22 protein-coding genes are annotated in these 22,005 nt (G+C 73.7%); 8 read left to right on the top strand and 14 right to left on the bottom strand.

Annotated features, from left to right (window positions below):
* Positions 1 to 11: 11 nt before the first annotated feature.
* Together AB0C33_RS13420 and AB0C33_RS13425 are read right to left on the bottom strand one after the other, a co-directional pair.
* Positions 12 to 3,155, bottom strand: coding sequence for a BTAD domain-containing putative transcriptional regulator (locus AB0C33_RS13420; RefSeq protein ID WP_358286857.1), 3,144 nt, complete (start codon positions 3,153 to 3,155; stop codon positions 12 to 14).
* A 76-nt stretch (positions 3,156 to 3,231) separates the two neighbouring features.
* Positions 3,232 to 4,044 (bottom strand): SDR family NAD(P)-dependent oxidoreductase, encoded by an 813-nt coding sequence (locus AB0C33_RS13425; RefSeq protein WP_358286859.1) that lies wholly within the window; start codon positions 4,042 to 4,044, stop codon positions 3,232 to 3,234.
* 121 nt (positions 4,045 to 4,165) lie between these two features.
* Here AB0C33_RS13425 and AB0C33_RS13430 point away from each other — a divergent pair, with 121 nt between their 5' ends.
* A complete protein-coding gene (locus AB0C33_RS13430; RefSeq protein WP_358287569.1) occupies positions 4,166 to 4,768 on the top strand; it encodes a TetR/AcrR family transcriptional regulator in 603 nt (200 codons plus the stop codon).
* A gap of 22 nt (positions 4,769 to 4,790) precedes the next feature.
* Here AB0C33_RS13430 and AB0C33_RS13435 read toward each other — a convergent pair whose 3' ends face one another.
* The gene (locus AB0C33_RS13435; protein ID WP_358286861.1) at positions 4,791 to 5,684 is read right to left on the bottom strand and encodes an alpha/beta hydrolase; all 894 of its coding nucleotides are present in this window, start codon (positions 5,682 to 5,684) and stop codon (positions 4,791 to 4,793) included.
* 53 nt (positions 5,685 to 5,737) lie between these two features.
* Here AB0C33_RS13435 and AB0C33_RS13440 point away from each other — a divergent pair, with 53 nt between their 5' ends.
* Positions 5,738 to 6,274 (top strand): helix-turn-helix domain-containing protein, encoded by a 537-nt coding sequence (locus tag AB0C33_RS13440; RefSeq protein WP_358286863.1) that lies wholly within the window; start codon positions 5,738 to 5,740, stop codon positions 6,272 to 6,274.
* Between the two features lie 21 nt (positions 6,275 to 6,295).
* On the opposite strand, the gene vph is transcribed toward AB0C33_RS13440, so the two are convergent.
* Genes vph through AB0C33_RS13480 form a run of 8 tightly spaced genes read right to left on the bottom strand, consistent with a single transcriptional unit; the run spans position 6,296 to position 13,781 of the window.
* Positions 6,296 to 7,156 (bottom strand): viomycin phosphotransferase, encoded by an 861-nt coding sequence (vph, locus tag AB0C33_RS13445; protein WP_358286865.1) that lies wholly within the window; start codon positions 7,154 to 7,156, stop codon positions 6,296 to 6,298.
* Positions 7,157 to 7,215: 59 nt separating this feature from the next.
* Positions 7,216 to 8,226 carry a BadF/BadG/BcrA/BcrD ATPase family protein gene (locus tag AB0C33_RS13450; protein WP_358286867.1) on the bottom strand — a complete coding sequence of 337 codons (1,011 nt, stop codon included), beginning with the start codon at positions 8,224 to 8,226 and terminating at the stop codon, positions 7,216 to 7,218.
* Positions 8,223 to 9,245 (bottom strand): hypothetical protein, encoded by a 1,023-nt coding sequence (locus tag AB0C33_RS13455; protein WP_358286869.1) that lies wholly within the window; start codon positions 9,243 to 9,245, stop codon positions 8,223 to 8,225. Before AB0C33_RS13455 ends, AB0C33_RS13450 begins: the two co-directional genes overlap by 4 nt.
* Entirely contained in the window at positions 9,242 to 9,988 is a 747-nt protein-coding gene (locus AB0C33_RS13460; protein ID WP_358286871.1) for an SIS domain-containing protein, read from the bottom strand. Before AB0C33_RS13460 ends, AB0C33_RS13455 begins: the two co-directional genes overlap by 4 nt.
* A gap of 10 nt (positions 9,989 to 9,998) precedes the next feature.
* Positions 9,999 to 10,802 carry a carbohydrate ABC transporter permease gene (locus AB0C33_RS13465; protein WP_358286873.1) on the bottom strand — a complete coding sequence of 268 codons (804 nt, stop codon included), beginning with the start codon at positions 10,800 to 10,802 and terminating at the stop codon, positions 9,999 to 10,001.
* Positions 10,799 to 11,683: a sugar ABC transporter permease gene (locus tag AB0C33_RS13470; protein ID WP_358286874.1), complete on the bottom strand. Its 885-nt coding sequence runs from the start codon at positions 11,681 to 11,683 to the stop codon at positions 10,799 to 10,801. The genes AB0C33_RS13465 and AB0C33_RS13470 overlap by 4 nt, the downstream gene beginning before the upstream one ends.
* A complete protein-coding gene (locus AB0C33_RS13475) occupies positions 11,674 to 12,909 on the bottom strand; it encodes an extracellular solute-binding protein (RefSeq protein WP_358286876.1) in 1,236 nt (411 codons plus the stop codon). Before AB0C33_RS13475 ends, AB0C33_RS13470 begins: the two co-directional genes overlap by 10 nt.
* Positions 12,910 to 12,917: 8 nt before the next feature.
* Positions 12,918 to 13,781 (bottom strand): MurR/RpiR family transcriptional regulator, encoded by an 864-nt coding sequence (locus tag AB0C33_RS13480; protein ID WP_358286878.1) that lies wholly within the window; start codon positions 13,779 to 13,781, stop codon positions 12,918 to 12,920.
* Between the two features lie 112 nt (positions 13,782 to 13,893).
* Between AB0C33_RS13480 and AB0C33_RS13485 the strand changes: the two genes are divergently transcribed.
* The gene (locus AB0C33_RS13485; RefSeq protein WP_358286879.1) at positions 13,894 to 15,534 is read left to right on the top strand and encodes a bifunctional metallophosphatase/5'-nucleotidase; all 1,641 of its coding nucleotides are present in this window, start codon (positions 13,894 to 13,896) and stop codon (positions 15,532 to 15,534) included.
* Here the strand turns inward: AB0C33_RS13485 and AB0C33_RS13490 are convergent.
* On the bottom strand, positions 15,518 to 15,748 hold the full coding sequence (locus AB0C33_RS13490) for a hypothetical protein (RefSeq protein ID WP_358286881.1): 231 nt from the start codon (positions 15,746 to 15,748) through the stop codon (positions 15,518 to 15,520). The two genes, AB0C33_RS13485 and AB0C33_RS13490, sit on opposite strands and share 17 nt — an antisense overlap.
* 258 nt (positions 15,749 to 16,006) lie before the next feature.
* Here AB0C33_RS13490 and AB0C33_RS13495 point away from each other — a divergent pair, with 258 nt between their 5' ends.
* From AB0C33_RS13495 to AB0C33_RS13505, 3 genes are read left to right on the top strand one after another with little or no spacing between them, the layout of a single operon-like run.
* Positions 16,007 to 17,032: a hypothetical protein gene (locus tag AB0C33_RS13495; RefSeq protein ID WP_358286883.1), complete on the top strand. Its 1,026-nt coding sequence runs from the start codon at positions 16,007 to 16,009 to the stop codon at positions 17,030 to 17,032.
* Positions 17,029 to 18,165, top strand: coding sequence for a histidine kinase (locus AB0C33_RS13500; protein WP_358286885.1), 1,137 nt, complete (start codon positions 17,029 to 17,031; stop codon positions 18,163 to 18,165). Before AB0C33_RS13495 ends, AB0C33_RS13500 begins: the two co-directional genes overlap by 4 nt.
* Positions 18,162 to 18,767, top strand: a complete 606-nt coding sequence (locus tag AB0C33_RS13505; protein ID WP_358286887.1) for a response regulator transcription factor — start codon at positions 18,162 to 18,164, stop codon at positions 18,765 to 18,767. The genes AB0C33_RS13500 and AB0C33_RS13505 overlap by 4 nt, the downstream gene beginning before the upstream one ends.
* 25 nt (positions 18,768 to 18,792) lie before the next feature.
* Here the strand turns inward: AB0C33_RS13505 and AB0C33_RS13510 are convergent, their stop codons facing one another.
* Positions 18,793 to 19,896: an FAD-dependent monooxygenase gene (locus AB0C33_RS13510; RefSeq protein ID WP_358286889.1), complete on the bottom strand. Its 1,104-nt coding sequence runs from the start codon at positions 19,894 to 19,896 to the stop codon at positions 18,793 to 18,795.
* Between the two features lie 99 nt (positions 19,897 to 19,995).
* On the opposite strand from AB0C33_RS13510, the gene AB0C33_RS13515 reads away from it, so the two are divergent.
* On the top strand, positions 19,996 to 20,583 hold the full coding sequence (locus AB0C33_RS13515; RefSeq protein WP_358286891.1) for a helix-turn-helix domain-containing protein: 588 nt from the start codon (positions 19,996 to 19,998) through the stop codon (positions 20,581 to 20,583).
* On the opposite strand, the gene AB0C33_RS13520 is transcribed toward AB0C33_RS13515, so the two are convergent.
* Positions 20,576 to 21,052 carry a serine hydrolase gene (locus tag AB0C33_RS13520; RefSeq protein WP_358286893.1) on the bottom strand — a complete coding sequence of 159 codons (477 nt, stop codon included), beginning with the start codon at positions 21,050 to 21,052 and terminating at the stop codon, positions 20,576 to 20,578. The genes AB0C33_RS13515 and AB0C33_RS13520 overlap by 8 nt on opposite strands.
* Before the next feature lie 16 nt (positions 21,053 to 21,068).
* Between AB0C33_RS13520 and AB0C33_RS13525 the strand changes: the two genes are divergently transcribed.
* Entirely contained in the window at positions 21,069 to 21,983 is a 915-nt protein-coding gene (locus AB0C33_RS13525; RefSeq protein ID WP_358286895.1) for a hypothetical protein, read from the top strand.
* Positions 21,984 to 22,005 lie beyond the last annotated feature (22 nt).

Here is a 22,005-nt window from a genome sequence, read left to right on the forward strand (position 1 = left end):
GCGCGGGACGTTCAGCGGGCGAGGGTGATCTCGGCCAGTTCGCGGAAGTCGCGGCGGCGGCCGTCGAGGTCCGCCGCGGCGAACGCCGTCTCGCCGAGGCGCTCGCGCGCCTGTCCGGCGATGCGGGCGGCGTCCGGCAGCGAGCGGTCCGGCGTGCCGCGCACCGCCTCGCTGGCCGCGATCAGCCGGACGGCCTGCTCGTCCTGGCCCTCGCGCAGCGCGACGTCGGCGATCCCGACCAGCGCCTCGGCGATGGTCGGCGGGAACATGTTCTCCACGGCCGCGTCGAACGCCCTGCGCCGGTAGGCGCGGGCCTGCTCGACGTCGTCGGCGAGGTAACCGTACAGGTCCATGATCGTGGAACGGACGGAGCCGACCATCTCATCGTTGGGCAGCACCGCCTGGACGGTGGCCAGGTGCTCGCGCACCCGGTCCGCCTCGCCACGCCAGCGCGCCAGCTTCGCCTGCCCGAGCGCCAGCTCGGCGAGGGAGTCCGGCCAGACGATCCCGTCGGCGTGCCGCTGGGCCTCGGCCATGGCGGCGGCGCTGGCCCGCTCGTCGCCGAGCAGCCAGTGCAGCTGAGCCAGCCGGGCCCACACGCCCACGACGTCCTCGGTCGCGCCCACCTCGGTCTGCGCCACGGCGCCCTCTTCGTAGTACTCGCAGGCACGGGCGAACTCGCCGCGCATGGCGAGCCGATCGGCCAGGAAGGTCAGCGCCAGGGAGATGCCCATGCGGTCGCCCAGCGCGCGGAACTCGGCGAGGGCGGTCTCGGCGTCGAGATCGACGTCGGTCTCGTCGCCGCCGAGCGTGAGCCGGAACCGGCCGCCGGCCAGCCTGCCCTGCGCCCGCACCCAGGGGTCGGCGTCGGCGATCAGCGGCTCGAACGCGGGCAGGAACGCCGCCGGGCCCTGCAGCGTGCGCTCCAGCAGCGCGGCGAACCCGAGCAGCGGCTTGCGGGACCCGCTGCGCAGGGCCAGCCGGTGGGCCTCCTGGATCCACTCCCGCGCCTGGAACTGGTCGCCGCCCACGCCGGACGTCACGAACATGGTCACCATGAGGTACGCCATCGCCCGCACCTCGTCGGGCACCTCGCCCTCCAGCCCGGACGCGGCGATGCTCAGCTCGGCGCCCTCGGCCCGGTGGCCGCTGAGGAACCAGTAGTAGCCAGCCGCCCCCACCAGCCGCATCGCCTCGTACGCCCACCCCTCGGCGATCGCCCCGCGCAGAGCCGTGATGATGTTGTCGTGCTCGGCGTCGAGCACGGCCAGCCACTCCAGCTGCTCGGCCCGGCGCAGGTGCGGGTCGGCGGTCTCGGCCAGCTCGGTGAAGTGGGCCAGGTGCGCCCGCCGCGCAGCCTCGGACTCCCCGGCCTCGGCCAGCCGCTGGGCCGCGTACTCCCTGATGGTGTTGAGCATCCGGTAGCGCGGGGCGCCCTCGTCGTCGGCCAGCAGCAGCGACTTCTCGGTCAGCGCGGTCAGCACGTCGAAGACCAGCTCACCGGCGGACGTCTCGTCGCCGCACACGCGTTCGGCCGCCTCCAGGCTCGCCCCGCCGGAGAACACCGACAACCGGCGCAGCACGCCGCGCTCGGCCTCGCTCAGCAGGTCCCAGCTCCAGTCGACGACCGCGCGCAGCGTCCGGTGCCGGGCAAGCGCCGTACGGCTGCCGCTGGTCAGCAGGCGGAACCGGTCGTCGAGACGGCGGGCGAGCTGGTCGACCGACATCGTGCGCAGCCGGGCCGCGGCCAGCTCGATCGCCAGCGGGTTGCCGTCGAGCGCCCGGCAGATCCGCGCCATGGCCGCGAGGGTCGGGGCGTCGGAGCCGAGGTCCTTGCGCACCAGGTCCGCGCGGTCGCGCAGCAGCCGCACCGCGGGCGAGGACCCGCTCTCGGCCGGCGAGGCGCCCTCGGCGGGCAGCGTGAGCGGCTCGACCTGCCACAACACCTCTCCGGTGATGCCGAGCGGCTCGCGGCTCGTCGCCAGGACGCGCAGGCCGCGGCACTCGCCCAGAAGCCGGTCCGCGAACGACGCGGCGGCCTCGATGACGTGCTCGCAGTTGTCCAGGACGAGCAGGATCGAGCGGTCGCGGATGGCGGTGATGAGCCGGTCCATCGGGTCGCCGCCGCGCCCGCCGCCGAGCATGCCCTGGTCGCGCAGGCCGATCGTGGTCAGGGCGGCCTGCGCCAGCTCGCCGCCGGCCCGGACCGGGGCCAGCTCGACGAGCCAGGCGCCGTCGGGCAGCTCGGGGAGCATCGTACGGGCGGTCTCGGTGGCCAGCCGCGTCTTGCCGGAGCCGCCCGCCCCCGTCAGGGTGACCAGGCGGTACCTGGTGGCCAGGTCGGCGACCGCGGAGACGTCGTCGTGCCGGCCGACGAAGCTCGTCAGCTCGGCGCGCAGGTTCGTCCTGCGGTTGTCCGTCCGCTCGCCCACCTCGCCGCGCAGCAGCGCGGTGTGCAGCTCCGACAGCTCGGCCGACGGGTCGGCGCCCAGCTCGTCGGCCAGCCGCTCGCGGGTGCGCTGGTAGAGGGTCAGCGCCTCGTTCCCGCGGCCCGCCTCGGCCAGCGCCCGCATCAGCGCCGCCACGAACCCCTCGCGCAGCGGGTACGCGGCCACCAGCCCGGTCAGCTCGGTGACCAGCTCCGCGCCCCGGCCGAGCCGCAGGTCGGCGTCGATGCGGTCGCCGAGCGCGGCGACGTGGAGGTCGTCGAGCCGGGTGACCACGGCGTCGAAGGCGTCGCTGTCCTGCATCGCGATGTCGGCCATGGGGGCGCCGCGCCACAGCTCCAGGGCACTGCGCAGCAGGTCGGCGCGGGCGGCGGGCGCGGCGGCGCGGGCCTGGACGATCAGCTGCTCGAAGCGGCACACGTCCACCGCCTCGCGCGGCACGGCCAGCCGGTAGCCGCCGGAATCGGCCTCGATCACGCCGTCGGGCAGCACCCTGCGCAGCCTGGACACCAGCGCCTGCAGGGCGTTGACCTCGTCGGCGGGCGGCCGCTCCCCCCAGATCCAGTCGATCAGCCGCGCGCGCGTGACGATCCGGCCGGGCTCCAGGGCGAGGGCGGCGAGCAGCGCGCGCAGCCGGACACCGGGAACCTCGACCACGTCCCCTTGGGCGTTCCGGACCTCGAAGGGCCCCAGCAATCCGACTCGCACACCGCAATTGTGCCGGAACCAGGACAACGCCCGGCCCATCCCCGCCCGTCCGCCCCCTGGAACCGGTCCCCCGGGGTCAGCCGTCGGCCTTGCGGCTGAGGTGTTCCCAGGCGCGGTACTCCGCGGTGCGGGCCTCGTCCATCTGCTGGACGAGGTCGTACGAGCGGCTGCCGACGATCAGCCGGCGCGGCGGCTCGGGCAGGTCCACGAGCTCCATGACGACGGGCGCGGCGTTGCTCGGCGGCGGGCCCGCGTCCTCGCCCCACATGGCGGCCAGCTCGGCCCGCAGCCCGTCGTAGACCGGGTCGGGCTCGGTGGCCGTGGTGCCCAGCGTGAACAGGCCGGTGTCGTAGCCGCCCATCTGCAGGTTGGTGACCTTGACGCCGAACGGCGCGAGCTCCATGGCCAGCGCCTGGGTGACCGAGTCGAGCGCCGACTTGCCCGCCGCGTACAGGCCGACCGAGGCCATGCCGCCGCCCGCGCCCATCGAGGTGACCTGGAGGATGTGCCCCGACCCCTGGGCCCGCAGGTACGGCGCCACCGCCTGGGTGACCCAGATCGCGCCGAACAGGTTCACGTCGAAGTGCGCCCTGATCTGCTCCTCCGTGGCCTCCTCCAGCATGCCGAAGAGCATGCCGCCGGCGTTGTTGACCACGACGTCGAGCCTGCCGAACGCGGCCGCCGCCTGGTCCACGCCCTTCCGCACCGCGGCGCGGTCGGAGACGTCGAGCGGCAGCCGGACGAGCGCGCCCGGGTGCCGGGCCTCCAGCTCGGCCAGCGGGCCGACGTCGCGGGCGGCGGCCACGACGCGGTCGCCCCGGTCCAGGGCCGCTTCGGTGAACGCCCGGCCCAGCCCCCGGGACGCACCCGTGACGAACCATACGCGCATGCGCTCTCGCCTCCTTCTCCGTTCAAGACGAGACGGTCCGTCTCGCCGTAGGTCCATCAGTGTGCCAGCTAGGGCCGGTGACCTGTCAAGACGGACCGTCTCGTCTCGTTGATGGGCTATGATGGGTGGCGTGAAGCAGCCCGATCCCGCGCGCCGCAGCGAGCGCTCCCGGCAGGCGATCCTCCAGGCCGCCAGGGAGCTGGTGTCCGAGGTGGGTTACGCCAAGGTCTCCGTCGAGGCGATCGCCGCGCGGGCCGGCGTCGGCAAGCAGACGATCTACCGGTGGTGGCGGTCCAAGGGCGCCGTGGTCTTCGACTCCTTCCTCGCGCTGAGCGAGGGCGGCCACGGCGACCAGGGCGTGACGCTGCCCGACACGGGCGACATCGAGGCCGACCTGAAGACCGTCATGCGGGCGACCGTGGCGGAGTTCGCCGACCCCGGCTTCGAGGCGCCGATCCGGGCGCTCAACCTGGAGATCGTCGCCGACCCCGAGCTGGCCGCCCAGTACCGCGAGAAGCTGGCCGGCCCGGTCGACGAGGCCAAGAAGGCCCGCCTGCGTAGCGCCCAGCAGGCCGGCCAGCTCGCCCCCGACGCCGACCTCGACCTCGCGCTCGAACTGCTCTACGCCCCCCTCTACCAGCGCTGGCTCCTGCGCACCGGCCCGCTCACCCCGCAGTACGCCGACGCGCTGGTAGACCTGGCGCTCAAGGCCCTGCGTCCCTGAGCCGCGGCCGGGTCCCCGAGCCTCACCGGACCCGCAGCAGGTCGGCCAGCGCCTGGAGCACGGCGTCGGGCCGTTCCTCGTGCAGCCAGCCGTGCCCGGCGTCGTCCAGCACCCGGTGCTCGCCGCGCGGGAAGGAGGCGGCCAGCTCGGCGTGCAGGGCGAGCTTGCCGGCGTTGATCTCCCGCAGCACGTCCTCCGGCCAGAGCTGGGACTGGGTGGCGTCCGCTCCCATGGCCGACAGCACGATCACCGGCACGTCGGGCGCCGGCGGCGCGGCCCTGAACTCCGCCGAGACCTCGTCGTAGAGGTTGCGGCCCTCCAGCCAGCCGGTGCGCCAGGCGGTCAGGTGATGGTCGACCAGGGCCTCGCGCACGCCGTCCGGCCAGGCGGCCAGCAGCCGCTCGACGGCCGGGCGGGCGGCGTCGAGCTGCTCCGGCGTCGGCTCCGGGAGCGCCTGCTCGCGCATCTGGTCGAGCATCTCGCGCGCCTGCCGGGGCGCGCGGGCGGCCATGTCCTCGTGGAAGGGGTCGAGCAGCAGCAGCGCCGCGACGTCGCCGGGGAAGCGGCGGGCGTAGTGGCGCGCGTACGCGCCGCCCAGGGAGTGACCGGCCAGCACGTACGGGCCGCGCACCCCCGCCGCCTCCAGCGCCGCGCGCAGTTCGTCGGTCACCTCGGCCGCGGTGCGGGGCAGCTCGACCGGCTCGCTCCAGCCGGTGCCCGCGCGGTCGTAGAGCACGCTGGTCGTCAGCTCGGCGGCGCGGTCGTGCACGTTGAGGTAGTCCAGGCCGACGGCTCCGGCGCCGGGCAGGAACACCACGGGCGGGCCGCCGGCGCCCGAGCGGTGCAGCATGATCCGGCGACCGCCGACGTCGTGCAGGCGGCCCAGCGGAGGGGCGTCCAGGGCGTGGTGGGTCATGATTCATCCTTTCTCAGGTTTGAGAAAGGTAGCAGGTGTGAGATCGTACGTCCATGGACACGGTGGACCTGCTTCTGCACCCCGTACGGCTGCGCATCGTGCACGCCATGGCGGGCGGCCGCACGCTCACCACCTCCGACCTGTGCGACCTGCTGCCCGACGTCTCCAAGGCCACCGTCTACCGGCACGTCGGCCTGCTGGCCGAGGGCGGCCTGCTCGACGTGGAGGGCGAGCAGCGCGTGCGCGGGGCCGTCGAGCGGCGCTACCGGCTGCGCCCGGCGCGGGCGGCCATCGACGCCGACACCGCCGCCGCGGCCTCGCGGGACGACCACCGCCGCGCGTTCGCCGTGGCCATGGCGGCCCTGCTGGCCGAGTTCGGCGCCTATCTCGACCGCGACCAGGCCGATCCGGCCGCCGACCTGGTCGGCTACCGGCAGCACGCCATCTGGCTCACCCCGGACGAACGCGCCGCGCTGATCGCCGACCTGCGCGCCGCGCTGCTGCCCAGCATCGCCAACCCGCCCACGCCCGAGCGCACCCGCCACCTGATCAGCCCGATCCTGTTCCCGGCCGAGGAGCCGTCCGCCTGAGCCCCGTTCTCCCGGACGAGCTCAGCGGTAGCCGGTCAGGCCGTCCGCCAGTTCTTCCTCGTCACCGTCCCGGTGCGCGGACAGGGCCTGCTGCAGGGCGAAGGACGCGCGGATGACGGCGATGCGGGCGGCCGTCGCGCCGTCCGACCAGCCCCCCAGCCTCAGCACCCGATCCAGGAACGGCGTGCCGTAACCGGCCCCGACGGCCGCCAGGTCCTCGGCGGGATCGCCGATCGTCACCTCGTCCCAGTCGATCACCCCGCTGAGCACCGGCAGCCCGTCGTCGTGCTCCCACAGGACGTTCTCCGCGCCGAGGTCACCGTGCACCACGGCCTCGGTGATGTCGGGAAGGCCGTCGAGCGCCGCGAGCTCCCGCTCGGCCCGCTGACGCCCGCGCCCGGCCATGAGCCCGAACAGCTCGGCGCGGACGCCCGCCGTGAACTCCCGCCACCGATCCCGCGGTGCCGGCAGCGCCGCCCGCACCTCGTCCTCCGCGCCGATCCTGGCCAGTGCGCGCAGCAACGTGACGTACTGCGCCGCCGCGGCCGCGGCCACCCGGGGATCTTCGAGTTCTCCCGCCTCCAGCGGGGCTCCGGGAACGCGGCTGAGGACCAGGAACGGCGGCTCGTCCGGGCCGGGAGCGCCGGCCTCCGGCAACGGCCGGGGCGTGCGGAAGCCGAGATCGAACCCGGCGAGCAGGCGCAGGACGGCCGCCCGCTGCGGCAGCCGGGCGGCCGCGGCCCCGGTGCGCGGCAGGCACACGACCCGATCCGCGCCGATCACCACCTGGTGGAACTGCCCTTGGCGAACGGTGAGCCGCTCCGGTTCGACACCCGGCAGCAGCCGGCTCAGCAGAGCACGATCCATCTGCGGAACCTGCATGTGGTGCGAACCGTCCTTTCCGCGGCACGGGCGCGATACCCGCCGACCCGGTCACAGTACTAGCGGGGCGGCGGAAGGGCCGTGAAGCGTTCGTGAGCGGCCTGGTCGCCCAGCCGGTCGAGGGCGGCCAGCCAGCACGCCCCGGCCGTGGCGTCGCGGGCGGTCGTCACCCGCCGCCCGGCCAGCCGGGCCAGGACGGCGGCGCGCACCGGGCCGTCCGCGGTCAGCACCCCGCCCGCCAGCACCAGCGGCCCGTCGCCGGACAGCCGGGCCGCCGTCGCGGTCAGCCGCCGGGCGGCCTCGGCGACGATGCCGGCCGCGCACTCGTCCCCGGCGGCGGCCGCCCGCGACACCAGCGGCGCGGCGGCGGCCACGAGCATCCGGTCGGCCTGGGCCAGCCGGACGATCCGGTCCGCCCGCCGCCGCGGCTCGCCCTTCACCCCGAAGTGCGCGCCCACCAGATCCACCAGCGGCCCGTACGGCAGGTCCGCGCCCAGAGCACGGCCCATGCGGCCCTCGGCGCGGTCCCGGGTGTGGTCCGGGAGGCGGGCTTCGGGGGGGTCAGCGGGGCGGTCCAGGGCGCGGACGGCGGCGCGCACCCCCGCCCGGCCGATCCAGAACCCGCCGCCCTCGTCGCCCAGCAGCCAGCCGAGCCCGTCGGCCACCGCGGTCACCGTCCGGCCGGAGAAGCGGGCCGCCGCGGCGCCCGTCCCGGCCAGCAGCAGCGTGCCGGACGGCGCGGCGGTCCCGGCCGCGTAGGCGATCTCCACGTCGCCGACCACGCGCGGCGGCGCGGCGATGCCGCACTCGGCCCAGGTCCGGCCCAGCGTCGCGGCGAAGGCGTCGTCGCCGCCCGCCACGCCGGCCACCGAGGCGGCCACCAGCGAGGGGTCCAGGCCGTCGAGCGCGCGGCGCAGGGCCTGCCCGATCGCCAGGCGGGCCGCGGCCGGCCCGTGCGCGGCCGGGTTGCCGGGACCGGCGGTGCCGTGCCCGAGCCTGGTGCCGTCCGCCGCGTGCACGGCGGCGCGGGTGGTGGTGCCGCCGGCGTCCACCCCGGCGAAGAGCGTCACCGGACCAGCCGCGCCGCGCCGGGCGCCAGCGTGAGGGTGGCGCCGCACGCCTGGTAGGAGCCGGTCGCCGGGTCGAACGCCTGCGTGATCCCGTCGAGCGTGACCTCCGCCGGCCGGTCGAAGCGGGCGTTGCACACCAGCCGCCGCTCGCCGTAGTGGCCGACCAGGACGTCGCCGGCGTGCTCGGCCGACGTCCACCCGGTCAGCTCGGCCGCCACCGGGCGCAGCCAGCGGGTGTTGAGGTCGCGCACGACGTCGTAGCGCTTGGTCGGCACGCCGTCACCGCCGATGAGCGCCGGCTGGAAGCCCTCGCCGCGCGCCGGGTCGGGCGTCCAGTAGGTGAAGTACTGGATGCCGGTGTACCCGTAGGCCAGGGCGGTGTTGACCTGCCAGGCCAGCTCGGCGGCCGACGGCTCGCGGTGGCCGTCGTAGGCCAGCGTCTGGACGTACATCCAGGCCGGCAGCCCGGCCCTGCGGGCGTGCTCGCGCACAGTGGCCAGGTCGGCGAGGTAGCCCTCGTCGAACCCGCCGGTCAGGAACGGGTACCGGTCGAACGACAGCACGTCCGGCCGGACGACCCGGGCGAACTCCCCCACGTACGCGTCGTAGGGGCCGGTGGCGTGGCTCGGCAGCAGGTTGGCGTAGGCGAACGCGCCGGCCGCCCGCGCGGCGGCGACCCCGGCCGCCAGCCGCGGGAACTGCCCGGCCACCGGCTCGTCCATGAGGCTGAGGCCGCGGAAGGAGCGGAACGGGCGGTAGTCCTCGACGACCTGGGCGATCAGCGGCGCCGGGTCCACGTCCAGGTCGCGCATGAGCACGTCCACCCGCGGGTCGGAGGCGACCAGCATGCCGAGCCCGGCCTCCTCGGCGCGGGCCAGGGCGTGCCGCAGGATGACCCGGTCGCTCAGGTAGTTGCCGGTGATGACCAGGTCGATCCCGGCCTCGGCGATCTCCCGGTAGCGGGCGGCCGTCGTCTCGTGGGGCGGGGGCGGCCAGAAGGCGGCGATCGTCAGGGTCACAGCGCGCCCGTCCTGATGCGGCCGGCGTAGCGGGCCACCAGGGCGTCGTTGTGCGCGTCGGAGCCGGGGATGTTGGCCGACAGGTAGACCGGCGGGACCGTGCCGTCCGCCTGGAGCTCGCCGATCGCCTCGGCCACCATGAGCTGCACGATCAGCGCCGAGGTGATCGAGGAGATGCCGCAGACCGGGCCGTGCTCGGTCGGCAGGACGGCGTCGCCGTACGGGGCCAGGTTGTCGATCACGATGTCGGCCAGCTCGAACAGCCGCTCCCCCGACGGATGCCGCGAGGTGATGGCGGTCGAGTGGGCCAGCGAGGTGATCGCGACGAGCGGCAGGCCGCGCTCCTTGACCAGCCGGGCCATCTCCACGGTCGAGCCGTTGCCGCCGGAGTTGGAGGCGATCACGAACGCGTCGGAGTCCTGCACCGTGTGCAGGGCCAGCACCTGGTGGGCGGTGCGCGGGTCGCGCTCGGCCAGCGGGTCGAACGCGCCGGGATCGGCCGAGCCCAGCACCACCGGGTCGCGCAGGGTGAGCCGGTTGGTCGGGATGAGCCCGCCCGCGCGCCCCGCCACCTCCAGCGCCACCGCCTCCGAATGTCCCGTGCCGTAGGCGTGCAGGACGCCTCCGGCGCGCACGGTCGCCGCGACCAGCGCGCCCGCGCGCCTGATGGCGGGCAGCTGCTCGTCCATCAGCCGCTCCAGCCGCGAGCGCGTCTCGTCGGCGAAGGCCATCACAAGATCCATCAAACTGTCCTCAACGGTTCATGCCGGCGGTGAGCCCGGCGACGATCTGGCGGGTGGCCAGGATGAAGAGCACGACCAGGGGGATCGTCGTCATCACCAGGCCGGCGAAGAGCGTGCCCCAGTCGTTCTGGAACTGGCCGAAGAAGTGGGTGAGGCCGACCGGCAGGGTCAGCTTGCTCTCGTCCCGCATCAGGACCAGGGGGTAGAAGAAGTCATTCCAGATCGGCACGAACTGGAAGACCACCACGGTCGCCAGCGCGGGCCGTACCAGCGGCAGCATCACGTGCCAGAAGGTGGCGAACGGGCCCGCGCCGTCCAGGGCGGCGGCCTCGTCGAGCTCGTGCGGGAGCTGGCGGAAGAACGCGGTCAGCACGAACACGTTGAACGGCACCGACCCGGCCGCGTAGACCAGCACCAGCCCGGCCAGCGAGTCCACCAGGCCCATGCTCTCCAGCAGGTAGAACAGCGGCAGCACGCCCAGATGGGCGGGCAGCGTCATGCCCGAGACGAAGTAGGCGGCGAACAGCCCGCGCCCCCGGAACTCCCGGCGCCCCAGCGGGTACGCCGCCAGCAACGACACGACCGCGCCCAGCAGCACCGAGCAGACCACGACGATCGCCGAGTTCACCACGTACGTGGAGAAGGAGGCGTCGGTCCAGGCTTTGGCGTAGTTGCCGAGCCCGCTGGGCCAGCCGAGCGGCTGGTCGAAGATCTCGCTGGTCGGCCGGAGGGAGCTGAGCAGCATGACCAGCAGCGGCGACATGGACAGGACGGCGTAGCCCCACAGCAGGACCCGGATCGCCACGGCCTTCACGACTTCCTCCTCAGGACCCGTTCCAGCAGCAGCGTCGAGCCGAAGATGAAGGTGAACATGAAGACCGCCAGCGCCGAGGACGTGCCCAGCGCGTTGACGTCGCCCGAGGCGAAGGCGGTCCGGTAGAACAGCAGGCCGAGCACGTCCGTCGCGCCCGCGGGGGCGCCGTTGGAGCCGCCCAGGGCGTAGACCAGGGCGAAGGTGCCCATGCTGCCGATGAAGCTGAGGATGGTGACGGTGGCCATGGCCGGCTTGAGCAGCGGCAGCGTGACGCGCCAGAACACCTGCCAGGAGCCGGCGCCGTCGGTCCTGGCGGCCTCGGCGTACTCCTGCGGGATGCCGCCGAGCGCGGCGCTGAACAGCAGCATCGGGAAGCCCACCCACTGCCAGCTGGTGATCAGGATGACGGTCGGCAGCGCGGTGGCGGGGTCGCCCAGCCACGGCATCGCCAGGCCCATCGGCTTGAGCAGCGCGTTGACCGGGCCGAAGGCCGGGCTGAGCAGCAGGGTCCACAGGTAGCCGATGACCAGCGGGTTGACCAGGTACGGCAGCGCGAACATGGTCTGCAGGGCCCGCTTGCCGCGCCGGACGCGGAACAGCGCCAGCGCGAAGGCCAGGCCCAGCGTGTTCTGCACCAGCATGGTGCCGGCGAAGAGCAGGAAGTTGTGCCCGAGCGCCGGCAGCAGCTGGTCCAGGAAGGCGCCGGACAGCAGGTTCGCGTAGTTGTCCAGCCCGGCCGGCTGGTCGCGCAGGGTGCCCTTCCAGGAGAAGAAGCTGTAGGTCAGCCCGGTGAACAGCGGATAGACCACGAACGCCGAGTACAGGAGGAAGGCGGGGATCAGGAACAGGTACGACGATCCCCGCCGTGCGGCTAGAGCCATGTGGCCACGCTCTTGTCGAGCTGCTCGGCGGCCTCCTCGGCGCTGATGCGGCCCAGCAGCATCTCCTGCAACGCCTTGGAGAACACGGTGGCCGAGGTCGGGTTGCCGTAGGCGAACTCGTTCATGAAGTAGGTGCCGCCGCGCTGGGCGAAGGTGGCGGAGACCTCGTTGAGCAGCGGATCCTTGGGGGTGACGCCGGGCACGGCGGAGAAGATGCGCAAGGTGTCGGTGTAGAGCTGGCCGTAGTCCTTGGAGGCCAGCCATGCGGCGAACTTCAGCGCCTCGGCCTTGTGCCTGGTCTTGACGTTGACGCCGTACGAGCCGTCGGTGAAGCCGGGCATGACGCCCTCCCCCTCGGGCGTGGGCGGGGTGAAGACGCCCAGGTCGACGCCCTTGGCGTGCTCGCCGAAGAAGTTCAGCTCCCACAGGCCGCCGGGGAACATGGCCGCCTTGCCGGAGGAGAACAGGATCTGCGCGTCGGTGTAGGAGACGCCGGCCACGTCGTCGGGGAAGTACGGCTTGAGCTTGTTGAGCTGGTCGATGCCCTCGACGAAGCGCGGGTCGGCGAACTTCTTGCGCTTGGCCTTGACGTCGGCGATGAACGCGTCGCCGCCCCAGTGGGCGGTGCCGAAGATGCCGGCCACGATCGGCAGCATCCAGTCGTCCTTGCCGCCGAAGGCGAACGGCACGATGCCCTTGGCCTTGAGCTTGTCGGCCGCGGAGATCATGTCGGCGTACGTCTTCGGCGGGGTGAGGCCGTTGTCGGCGAAGATCTTCTTGTTGTAGATCACCTGGAGGGTCTGGACGGCGAACGGCACGCCGTAGACCTTGCCGTCCTTGTCGCCCTTGGCGTAGCGCAGGACCTTCTCGTCGTAGGCGGCCAGGCCGGGCACGTCCTCGGTGTCGAGCGGGAGCAGCCGTCCGGCCTCGACCAGCGGCTGGAGGTTGGCGCCGGCGCGCAGCCAGGCCAGGTCGGGTCCGCTGTCGCCGGCCAGGCCGGTGGACAGGATGGTGTCGTACTCGGTGGCCGTGGTGAACGAGCGGGCGTCTACGTCGATGCCGGGGTGGAGCTTCTCGTACTCGGCGAACATCTTGTCGTAGTTCGCCTCGGGGCCCCAGCCCCAGACCGAGAGGGTGATCTTGCCGGAATCGGCACTCGTCGTGGCGGAAGGGGCACAGGCGGTGACCGCCATCGCCAAGGCGACAGCGGCGGCGGCGAGACGCATGGGGACTCCTAGCGTGGGGGCAGGCGGTGCTTGCCGACCGCGTCGGTGGCCGCGGTGAGCAACTGGTTGCTGGTCTCGTGGGTGCGCTGGACGACGCCGATGTAGAGGCAGTCCAGGACGAGCATCTGGGTGTGGCGGGCGGCCACGCCGCCGGCGCGGAAGGGGGTGTCCTGCGCGGCGGTGGTCAGCACGATGTCGGCCACCTCGGCCAGCGGGCTGCGCGGGAAGTTGGTGACCGCGACGGTGGTGGCGCCGCGTCGCTTGGCGATGGACAGCGGCTCGACCACTTCGGCCGTGGTGCCCGAGTGGGAGATCCCGAGCGCCACGTCGTCGCGGTCGCGGGCGTTGGCGCTGCAGACGGCGCTGTGCACGTCGGTCCACAACGCCCCGGGGCGGCCGATGGCGTGCAGGCGCAGGTGCAGGTCCATGGCCACGCCCGCGCTGCCGGCGACCGCGAAGAAGTCGATGAACCGGGCCCGCACCAGGGCCTCGACCGCCCGGTCCACGGCCTGAAGGTCGAGCTGGGCCGCCGTCTCCTCCATGGCGCGCATGTCGCTGGCCAGCAGGCTGCGCAGCACCAGGCTCGCGGGGTCGTCCGGGGAGAAGGCGATCAGGCCCTGCTCGCGCGGGGCGGCGTCGTTGCGGCCCAGTTCGGCGGCGAGCGCCAGCCTGAGCTCGGGGTAGCCGGCCAGCCCGAGCTGCCGGCAGAAGCGGGTGACGGTGGTGAGCGAGGTGCCGCACCGCTCCGCCAGCTCGCCGATGGTCGAGGCGGCCACGGTGGCGGGCTCGGCGAGGATCGTCTCGGCGATGCGCCGGTGGGTGGCCGTGAGGGTGGGCTCGATCCCTCGGATTCTGGCCAGGATCGGTGACATGGGAGGAACCCTCCCGCTTCCCGCAAGGTATGTCAATAGTTCACATTCGACGTCCAATGTTAGAAAATTTCCCTCTTGTGGGAATCGATGGGACTATGTCACTTTCGTGGCCATGCGCAACCTCCTCATGGCGCTGGTGCTCGGCAGCACCAGCCTGCTGCCCGCCCGCGCCGACGCCGTGGACATCCAGTTACTGGCCTTCAACGACTTCCACTCCGGCTTCCCGACCAGTTTCGCCATGACGCCGTCCGGGCCGGTCGAGGCGGGCGGGGCCGAGTACCTGGCCGCCCACATGGACCGGCTCCAGCGCGACAACCCCGACGGCACGCTGCGGCTCTCGGCCGGCGACAACTACTCCTCCAGCACCATGAACGCCACCGCCCTGCACGACGAGCCGGGCGTCCAGGCGCTCAACCTGATGCGCCTGGACGCCTCCAGCGTCGGCAACCACGAGTTCGACGAGGGCATCGCCGAGTTCCGCCGGATGGAGAACGGCGGCTGCCACCCGATCGACGGCTGCGCGCTGCCCGGCTTCAAGGGCGCCGCGTTCCCCTACCTGGGCGCCAACATCGTCGACACCACCACCGGCAAGCCCGCGCTGACGCCCTACATCGTCAAGGAGGTCAAGGGCGTCAAGGTCGGCATCATCGGCGTCGACTACAAGAACGCCCTCAACGAGGCCCCCGGCCCCACCAAGCCGCTGGAGGGCCGCGACGAGGCCGAGGCGGTCAACGCCTACACGGCCGAGCTCAAGGCCAAGGGCGTGCGCACGATCGTCGTCCTGATCCACCAGGGCGGCGGGCAGACCGGCGGCGGCCTGCCCAACGAGTGCAACAACCTGGCCGGGCCGATCAAGGACATCGTGCAGCGGTTCGACCCCGAGGTCGACGCCGTCATCTCCGGGCACACGCACAACCCGTACAACTGCGTGGTCAACGGCATCCCCGTCACGCAGACCTCCGCCCACACGCGCGAGCTCACCAAGGTCGTCCTGACCGTAGACCGGGCGACCGGCAACCCGACCTCCGCCAAGGCCGAGAACATCACCGTCACCCACGACATCAAGCCCGACGCCCGGATCGCCGCCCTGCGCCGCCGCACCGACGAGCAGGCGCAGAAGCTGCTCGACCGGCCGGTCGGCCTGCTCGCCCGCGACCTGACCGCCCAGCGCAACGCCGCCGGCGAGTCCACCGTCGGCCACGCCCTGGCCGACGCCCGCCTGTTCGCCACCTCCGCCGCCGAGAACGGCGGCGCCCAGATCGCCGTCCAGCCGCCCTACGGCGGCGGCATCGGCGGCGATCTGATCGTCAACCCCACCGGCAACGAGATGTCGAACCTGGTGACGCACGGCAAGGCGCTGCGCGTACAGCCGTTCGGCAACATGCTCGTCACCATGACGCTCACCGGCGCCCAGCTCGAACGGCTGCTGGAGCAGCAGTGGTGCGGCCAGAGCACCGCGCGCGTGCTCGGCGTCTCGCAGGGACTCACCTACACCTACGACAACGCCAAGCCCGCCTGCGACCGCGTCGACCCGGCGAGCATCAAGCTCAACGGCGCCGTCGTCGACCCCGCCGCGAAGTACCGCCTGACCGCCAACTCCTTCGTCGCGACCGGCGGCGACGGCTTCTCGGTGCTGACCGAGGGCACCGAGCGGGTGGAGAAGGTCCGCGACATCGAGGCGTTCGAGTCCTACATCCGGGCGAGGAGCCCGCTGCCCGCCCCGGCCCTGAACCGGGTCACCCGGGTGAACTAGCCGCCTCCGTCCCGCCCGCCGCGCTCCCGGCGAGCGGGGTCGCCGGCTGCGCGTTCGGCCTGGCCCTGACCGGCGGCGGCGAGGCGTACGGCTGGGGGCAGTACAACTCGGGCCAGACGGGCACCGGCGTCCCGGTGCCGATGCCGCCGCGGCCGAACGCGTGGGGGCCGGGGCTCACGTTCATCGCCGCCGGCGGCGACCACGGCCTGGCCATCCGCAAGACGGGCTGAACCCATCCGCAACCCGGACGAACCCGCCGCGAATCTCACGGGCCGACCGATGACATCTGCATCTGTTCGCCGCCGTCCTCCGGGTGCAGGCTGAGTCCCTCGACATCCCCCGAGGAAGGCGGCGACGACCCCTCATGACCCTGCCGCTCACCGTGGTCCGGCCCCGGCGGCCGGGCCGCGCCGCCGTCCGGCCGGGCGGCCTACCCTGGTCAGCCGGGGAACGTCGACGGGTGGTGGGCAGGGTGGCGGACAAGGCGGAGTTCTGGCGGTCCGGCCGCGTCGTCCGGCTGGCGCCGGTCGTCGCCGTCGTGTGCAGCGCCCTGCTGCCGCTGCTGCAGGTGACGCTGTCGTTCGGCTACGAGGGCAACGACAGCCGCACCGGGCTGTGGAGCCTGGCCGCGACCGCGGCCTACCTCCCCCTGCACCTGCGCCACGTCTGGTACGCCGCCCACGCCCGCCGGCCGCCGGCCGGTCGCTGGACGTTCGCGGTCATGGCCGTCGTCGTGCTCGGCGTGACGCCCCTGGCCGGGAACATGTGGCCGCGGGCGTACGCGGGGCTCGTGGTGTCGGCCGTGCTGGTGCTGCCGGCGCGGTGGTCGTACCTGGCCTGCGTCATTCTGGTGGCGGCGGCCGCGCCGGTGGCGCTGCTGCTGGGCCTGCCGTGGCAGGTCGCGTCGTGGCCGGCGTTCTCGGTGTTGTGCGGCGGCGGGGCGTTGCTGCTGCTCGTCTGGCTCGCCGCGGCGCTGACCCGGCTGCAGGCGGCCAGGGAGGCGCTGGCCCAGCAGGCGGTCGCGCAGGAGCGGCGGCGCATCGACGACGACCTGCGCCGCACGCTCGGCGGCGCGCTGGAGTCGATCGCCGCCCGCGGCGAACGCGCGGCGGCGGCCCTGACCACTGGAAACAGCCCTGGCCCCGCCCCCGGGCTGGCGGCGGAGCTCGCCCAGCTCGCCGACGACTCGCGCCGCACGCTGGCCGAGGCCAGACGGCGGGTGCGCGGCTACCGGCAGCCGTCGCTGCGGGCCGAACTGGAGACGGCCGCCACGCTGCTGTCGGCGGCGGGCGTGCCGACCCGCCTGGAACTGCCCAGACAGGGCGTCCCGGAGACGATCCCGCCCGGCCCGCGCGCGGCCCTGCGCGCCACCGTCACGCGCCTGCTGCGCGCCGACGGCGTGCGCGCCTGCACGATCGCCGCCACCGTCGCGGGCGGTCGGGTGCTGCTGGAGGTCCGCGCCGACGACGTGACCGAGACGATCGAGGTGCCGGCATGACCGCGCAGATCCCGCCGGCCTGGGTGCTGCGGCATCCGCACCGGCCGTTCGTCGCGCTGCACGTCCCGCTGGCCGCGCAGGTGCCGGTCTACATCGGCATGGGCATGGAGGGGCCGCCCGGGAACCCCGTCCTGGCGGGACTGGGCGTCCTGGTGGCCCTCGCGCTCCAGCTCCGCCACAGCCTGGCCGCCGCCCGCGGCGCGCGTCCGGCGGGCTGGCCCTGGACCCTGGCGGCGCTCCTGCTGCTGGCGAACCTGCCCCTGTGGTGGCTCGCCACGCAGTGGGAGGGCATGACCATCTTCGCCCTGGCCTCGATCGTCATGCTGCTGCGCGGCCCGGCGCGGGCGGTGGCCGCCGTCGCGCAGGTCCTGCACCCCGCCGCGCTGGAGGTGGCGCAGATGTTGCACGACGGCGACACGGTCCCGCACGCCCTCCTGCTGGCCGTCTACCCCGTGCTCGGCCTGATCGTGTTCGGCGGGGCGCTGGTCGCCGGGGCCCGCCTGGTGCTGCTGCTGGAGGAGCTGGAGGCCACCCGGGCCGAGCTGGCCGCGGCCGCGGTCGGCGAGGAACGCGTCCGGGTCTCGCGCGACCTGCACGACCTGCTCGGCCAGAGCCTGTCGGCCATCTCCCTCAAGGGCGACCTGGCCCTGCGGCTGCTCGTCAAGGACGCCGGCGCGGCCCGTGCCGAGATCGAGAGCCTGACCGGAGTCGCCCGCGACGCCCTCAGGGACGTGCGCGCGATCACCCGCGACGAGCTGGCCGTGTCGCTGCGCACCGAGATCGACGGCGCGGCGGCCCTGCTCGGCGCGGCCGGGGTGGGCACCCGGCTCGACGTGGCCGCGCTGCCGCCGCTGTCCGGCCCGGCCCACGACGCGCTGGCGTGGGCCATCCGCGAGGGCACCACCAACCTGCTGCGGCACAGCGAGGCCACGACCTGCGCGATCACCGTGGCCCGCGGCGGCGGCAGGGTACGGTTGCAGATCGTCAACGACGGCGTGCGCGGCGTCGGGCGGCCGGGGTCGGGGCTCGCCGGGGTGACCGAACGCGCCCGCGCGGCGTCCGGCTCGTCGTCCACCGCCGTCCACGACGGCCGTTTCCGGTTGTCGGTCGAGGTTCCCGAGGAAGGCCCGTGATCCGCGTACTGATCGCCGAGGACATGCACATGATCCGCTCGGCCCTGGTCGCCCTGCTCTCGCTGGAGGACGACATGGAGGTCGTGGCCGAGATCGAGCGTGGCGACGAGGTGCTGGCCGCCGCCCTCCGGGTGCGCCCGGACGTCGCGGTGCTCGACATCGACATGCCCGGCCTGGACGGCCTGTCGGCCGCCGAGCAGCTGTCGCAGCGGCTGCCGGACTGCCGCACGCTCGTGCTCACCGGGCTCAGCCAGCCGGGGAACCTGCTGCGCGCGCTGAAGGTGCACGCGCGGGGGTTCATCGTCAAGGACGCCCCCGCCCAGACCCTGACCGACGGCATCCGGCGCATCGCCCGCGGCGAACGGGTGATCGACCCCGAGCTGGTCGCCGCCGCCCTGGAGACCGGCAGCAGCCCGCTCACCGCCCGGGAGACCGAGGTGCTGCGCGCCGCCGCGTCCGGCATCCGCACCGCGCAGATCGCCACCCAGCTCTCGTTGTCGCAGGCCACCGTGCGCAACTACCTGTCGAACGCGATCAGCAAGGTCGGCGGGCGCAACCGCATCGACGCCATCCGCATCTCCCGCGACGCGGGCTGGCTCTGAGCCGCCGGGGTCTTCGGCCACGGCCTCAGAGCGCGTACTCCTTGAGCGGGACCGTGTCGTCGACGTCGTCCGGCATGGGCTCGTCCGGCGCACCGAAGAACCAGCGGGCCGCGGCCCGGCCGTGCCGCTGGTTGCGCTCGACGTAGTCGCGCATCCGGTGCTCGTAGGCGGCCAGGCCCGCGGCGTGGTCGGGCGCCTCGGCCAGCTCCCCGGCCAGCACGTACGCGCCGATCAGGGCCTGTGAGGTGCCGCGGCCGGAGGTCGGCGCCGCGCAGTAGGCCGCGTCGCCCAGCAGCGTGACCCGGCCGTTCGTCCAGGTGTCCATCACGACCTGGCCGGAGGAGTCGAAGAAGAACTCCTCGGCCTCCCGCATGGCCGCCAGCAGCCTGGGCACCTGCCAGCCCGCTCCCGCGTAGTGCTCGGCCACCAGGCGTTCCTGCTGGGCGCGGTCGCGCCGGTCGTAGACCAGGTCGTCGGCGGCGAACGACAGGCCGACCCGCAGTTCGGTGTTGCCGTGGGCGGTGAAGGCCAGGGCGCTGCGGCCGGGGGTGTTGTGCATCAGGCCCGCGTCCCGCAGGTCCAGGATGTTGCCGGTGGTGAACAGCGCGCCGTAGATGCCGAGGTCGCGCACGTAGCGCGACTCGGGGCCGAAGGCGAGCGCGCGCACCTTGGAGTGCATCCCGTCGGCGCCGACCACCAGGTCGAACGTGCGCGGCGCGGCCTTCTCGAACCGCACCCGCACCTCCGCCGCGTCCTGGTCGAGCGCGGTGACGGTGTCGTCGAACAGGTACTCGACGGTGTCGCGGGTGGCCTCGTACAGGACCTTCGTGACGTCGGACTTGAGCACCTCCAGCTCGCCGGAGATCGCGTCGGCGGGCAGCACCGCCAGCGCGTCGCCGGCCTCGTCGACCAGCGTCATGGAGGTCATCGTGGTCGCGTGCCGGCGCATCTCGGCCAGCAGGCCCATGCGGTCCAGCACGTCCAGGGCCGAGCTGCGGAAGTCGATGGCCGCGCCGCCGCCGCGCGGGGCCGGGGCGCGCTCGACGACGGTGACCTGGTGGCCGTGACGGTGCAGCCAGTAGGCCAGGGCGGGGCCGGCGACGCTGCCGCCGGAGATCAGGATGCGCATTGCCATGTCCTCTTTCGTCGGTGAACGCTCCACACCGTACGCAGATTTGGGCAAACGCGCAAGACGGGCGTCTAAGGCGTGCGTGCTAGGCTTCCGGCCATGGGAAATCGCGAAGACCTGCTGGCCGGGGCGCGGCGCTGCCTGGAGGAGAAGGGCTGGGGCCGCACCACCGTCCGCGACATCGCCACGGCCTCGGGCGTGAGCATGGCGGCCATCGGCTACCACTTCGGCTCGCGTGAGGCGCTGCTCAACGCGGCCCTGGTCGAGGCCATGGGCGAATGGGGAGAGAAGGTCGGCGCGGCCCTGGCCGCCCTCGACGACCCCGGCAGGTCACCCGCCGAGAGCTTCGAGGCGCTGTGGGCGCAGCTGATCGGCTCGATCAACGAGCACCGCACGTTGTGGCTGGCCAACCTGGAGGCGCTGGTCCAGGCGGAGCACTCGCCGGAGCTGCGCGAGCAGCTCGTGGCCGGTCAGCGCGAGGGGCGGCGGGGCATGGCCGCGCAGCTCACCGGGGTGCCGGAGGAGGCGATCGGCGACGGCGAGGTGCGCGCCGTCGGCTCGGTGCAGCTCGCGCTGCTGCTCGGGGTGATGGCCCAGTGGCTCAACGACCCGCAGGCCGCGCCCTCGGCCGCCGACGTGATCGAGGGGCTGCGGGCCGTCACCACCCGGTTCGGGCTGGTCAGGTGAGCGAGGCGACGATCACCCGGGTGGCCTCGGCGATCAGCGCCTCCCTGGGCGGCGTGCCGTGCTCGTAGTGGTCGATGCGGCTGACCCGGTCGCCCAGCCCGCGCAGGGAGGCGGTGAGCCGGGCCGGGCCGCCGGCGTCACGCATCAGCAGGTTGCCCGCGGTGCCGTCGCTGTGCCGGATGGCGGCGTCGCAGAGCTGCCGGACGGCCATGCCGGTGACGACGTGCCGCCGGGTGATCGGTGAGACGGAGTCGATGTCGGCCCAGGTGTAGGTGATGCGGTCGTCCAGGTGGCCGAGCGGGTTGCGGTGCAGGACCGCCGCCGCGGCCAGGGCCTTGAAGGCGGAGCAGAACGCGAAGCGCCCGTCAGCAGGGCCGCCACCGTCAGCAGGGCACGGCGCGATGGCTCGTGGGACATTCGGTGCTCCCTGCTTCCCCGGCCGGTCGATCGTCGCCAAGGAGCTGCGCACCTGGTCACGTGATCTGGTGCGCAACCACCAGCTCACGTTCGCGCTGTCGTACGCCGTCTGCTTCGCGGCCGTCCCGCTGGTCGTCGGCTGGAACGGCATGCTGCCCTACGCGGGCCCGATCTTCGTCGTGATGGCCGCGGCCATGGCCGCCAACCAGTACGGCGCCGACGGCACCGCGCTCTGGCTGACCCTGATGACCCCCGGCGCGAGCGACGTGCGCGGCCGGCAACTGGCGTGGCTGACAGCGCAGACGCCGGTGGCGGCCGTGCTGACCGTGGCGTTCACCGCGATCACCGGCGGTCCGTGGCCGCTGGTCCTGGCGCTGCTGGCGGCCGTGCTGGGCGGCGCGGCCGGGCTGGTGCCGCTGATCTCGGTGTACGGGCTGGTGCCCGGCACCGACCCGCACCGCCGCGCCGGCAACCCGCTGCGCACCAGCGAGGACGACAGCGGCCTGACCGGGCTGGCCTACCTGCCCCTCGCCCTGGTGGCCCTCACCGGGCTGCCCGCGGCGCTGGTCGTCCTCCGGTACGGCTGGGCCGGGGTCGCCGTGGGCGTCCTGACGGGGGCGTTGTGCGTCTGGGGCCTCGGCCTGCTCGCCGAACGCCGCCTGCGCGCGCAGGGCCCCGAGCTGCTGGACCTGATGCGCACCGGCCGCAGGCAGCAGCCCGCCGTGGCCTCCCGCTTCGACCGGCTGTCCACGACGCAGCGCATGGTCACCTGGTGGTGCTTCGGCCTCGGCGCGATCCCGCTGGTGCCGCAGGGCATCCTCGCGGCCGTCTTCGTCTCCGACGACATGCTGCGCCACTCCTGGTTCCTGGCCACGTACATGCCGGCCGGGCTGCGCTATCCGGTCGCCGCCGGGTTCGTCCTGCTCGGCCTGGCGATGTACGGCCTGGGCCTGTGGATGATCAGGCCGCGCCCGTCCCCGTAGGTTTTGACACCTCCTACGGATA

It is taken from the genome of Nonomuraea sp. NPDC048881 (assembly GCF_040649795.1).
Lineage (GTDB): Bacteria > Actinomycetota > Actinomycetes > Streptosporangiales > Streptosporangiaceae > Nonomuraea.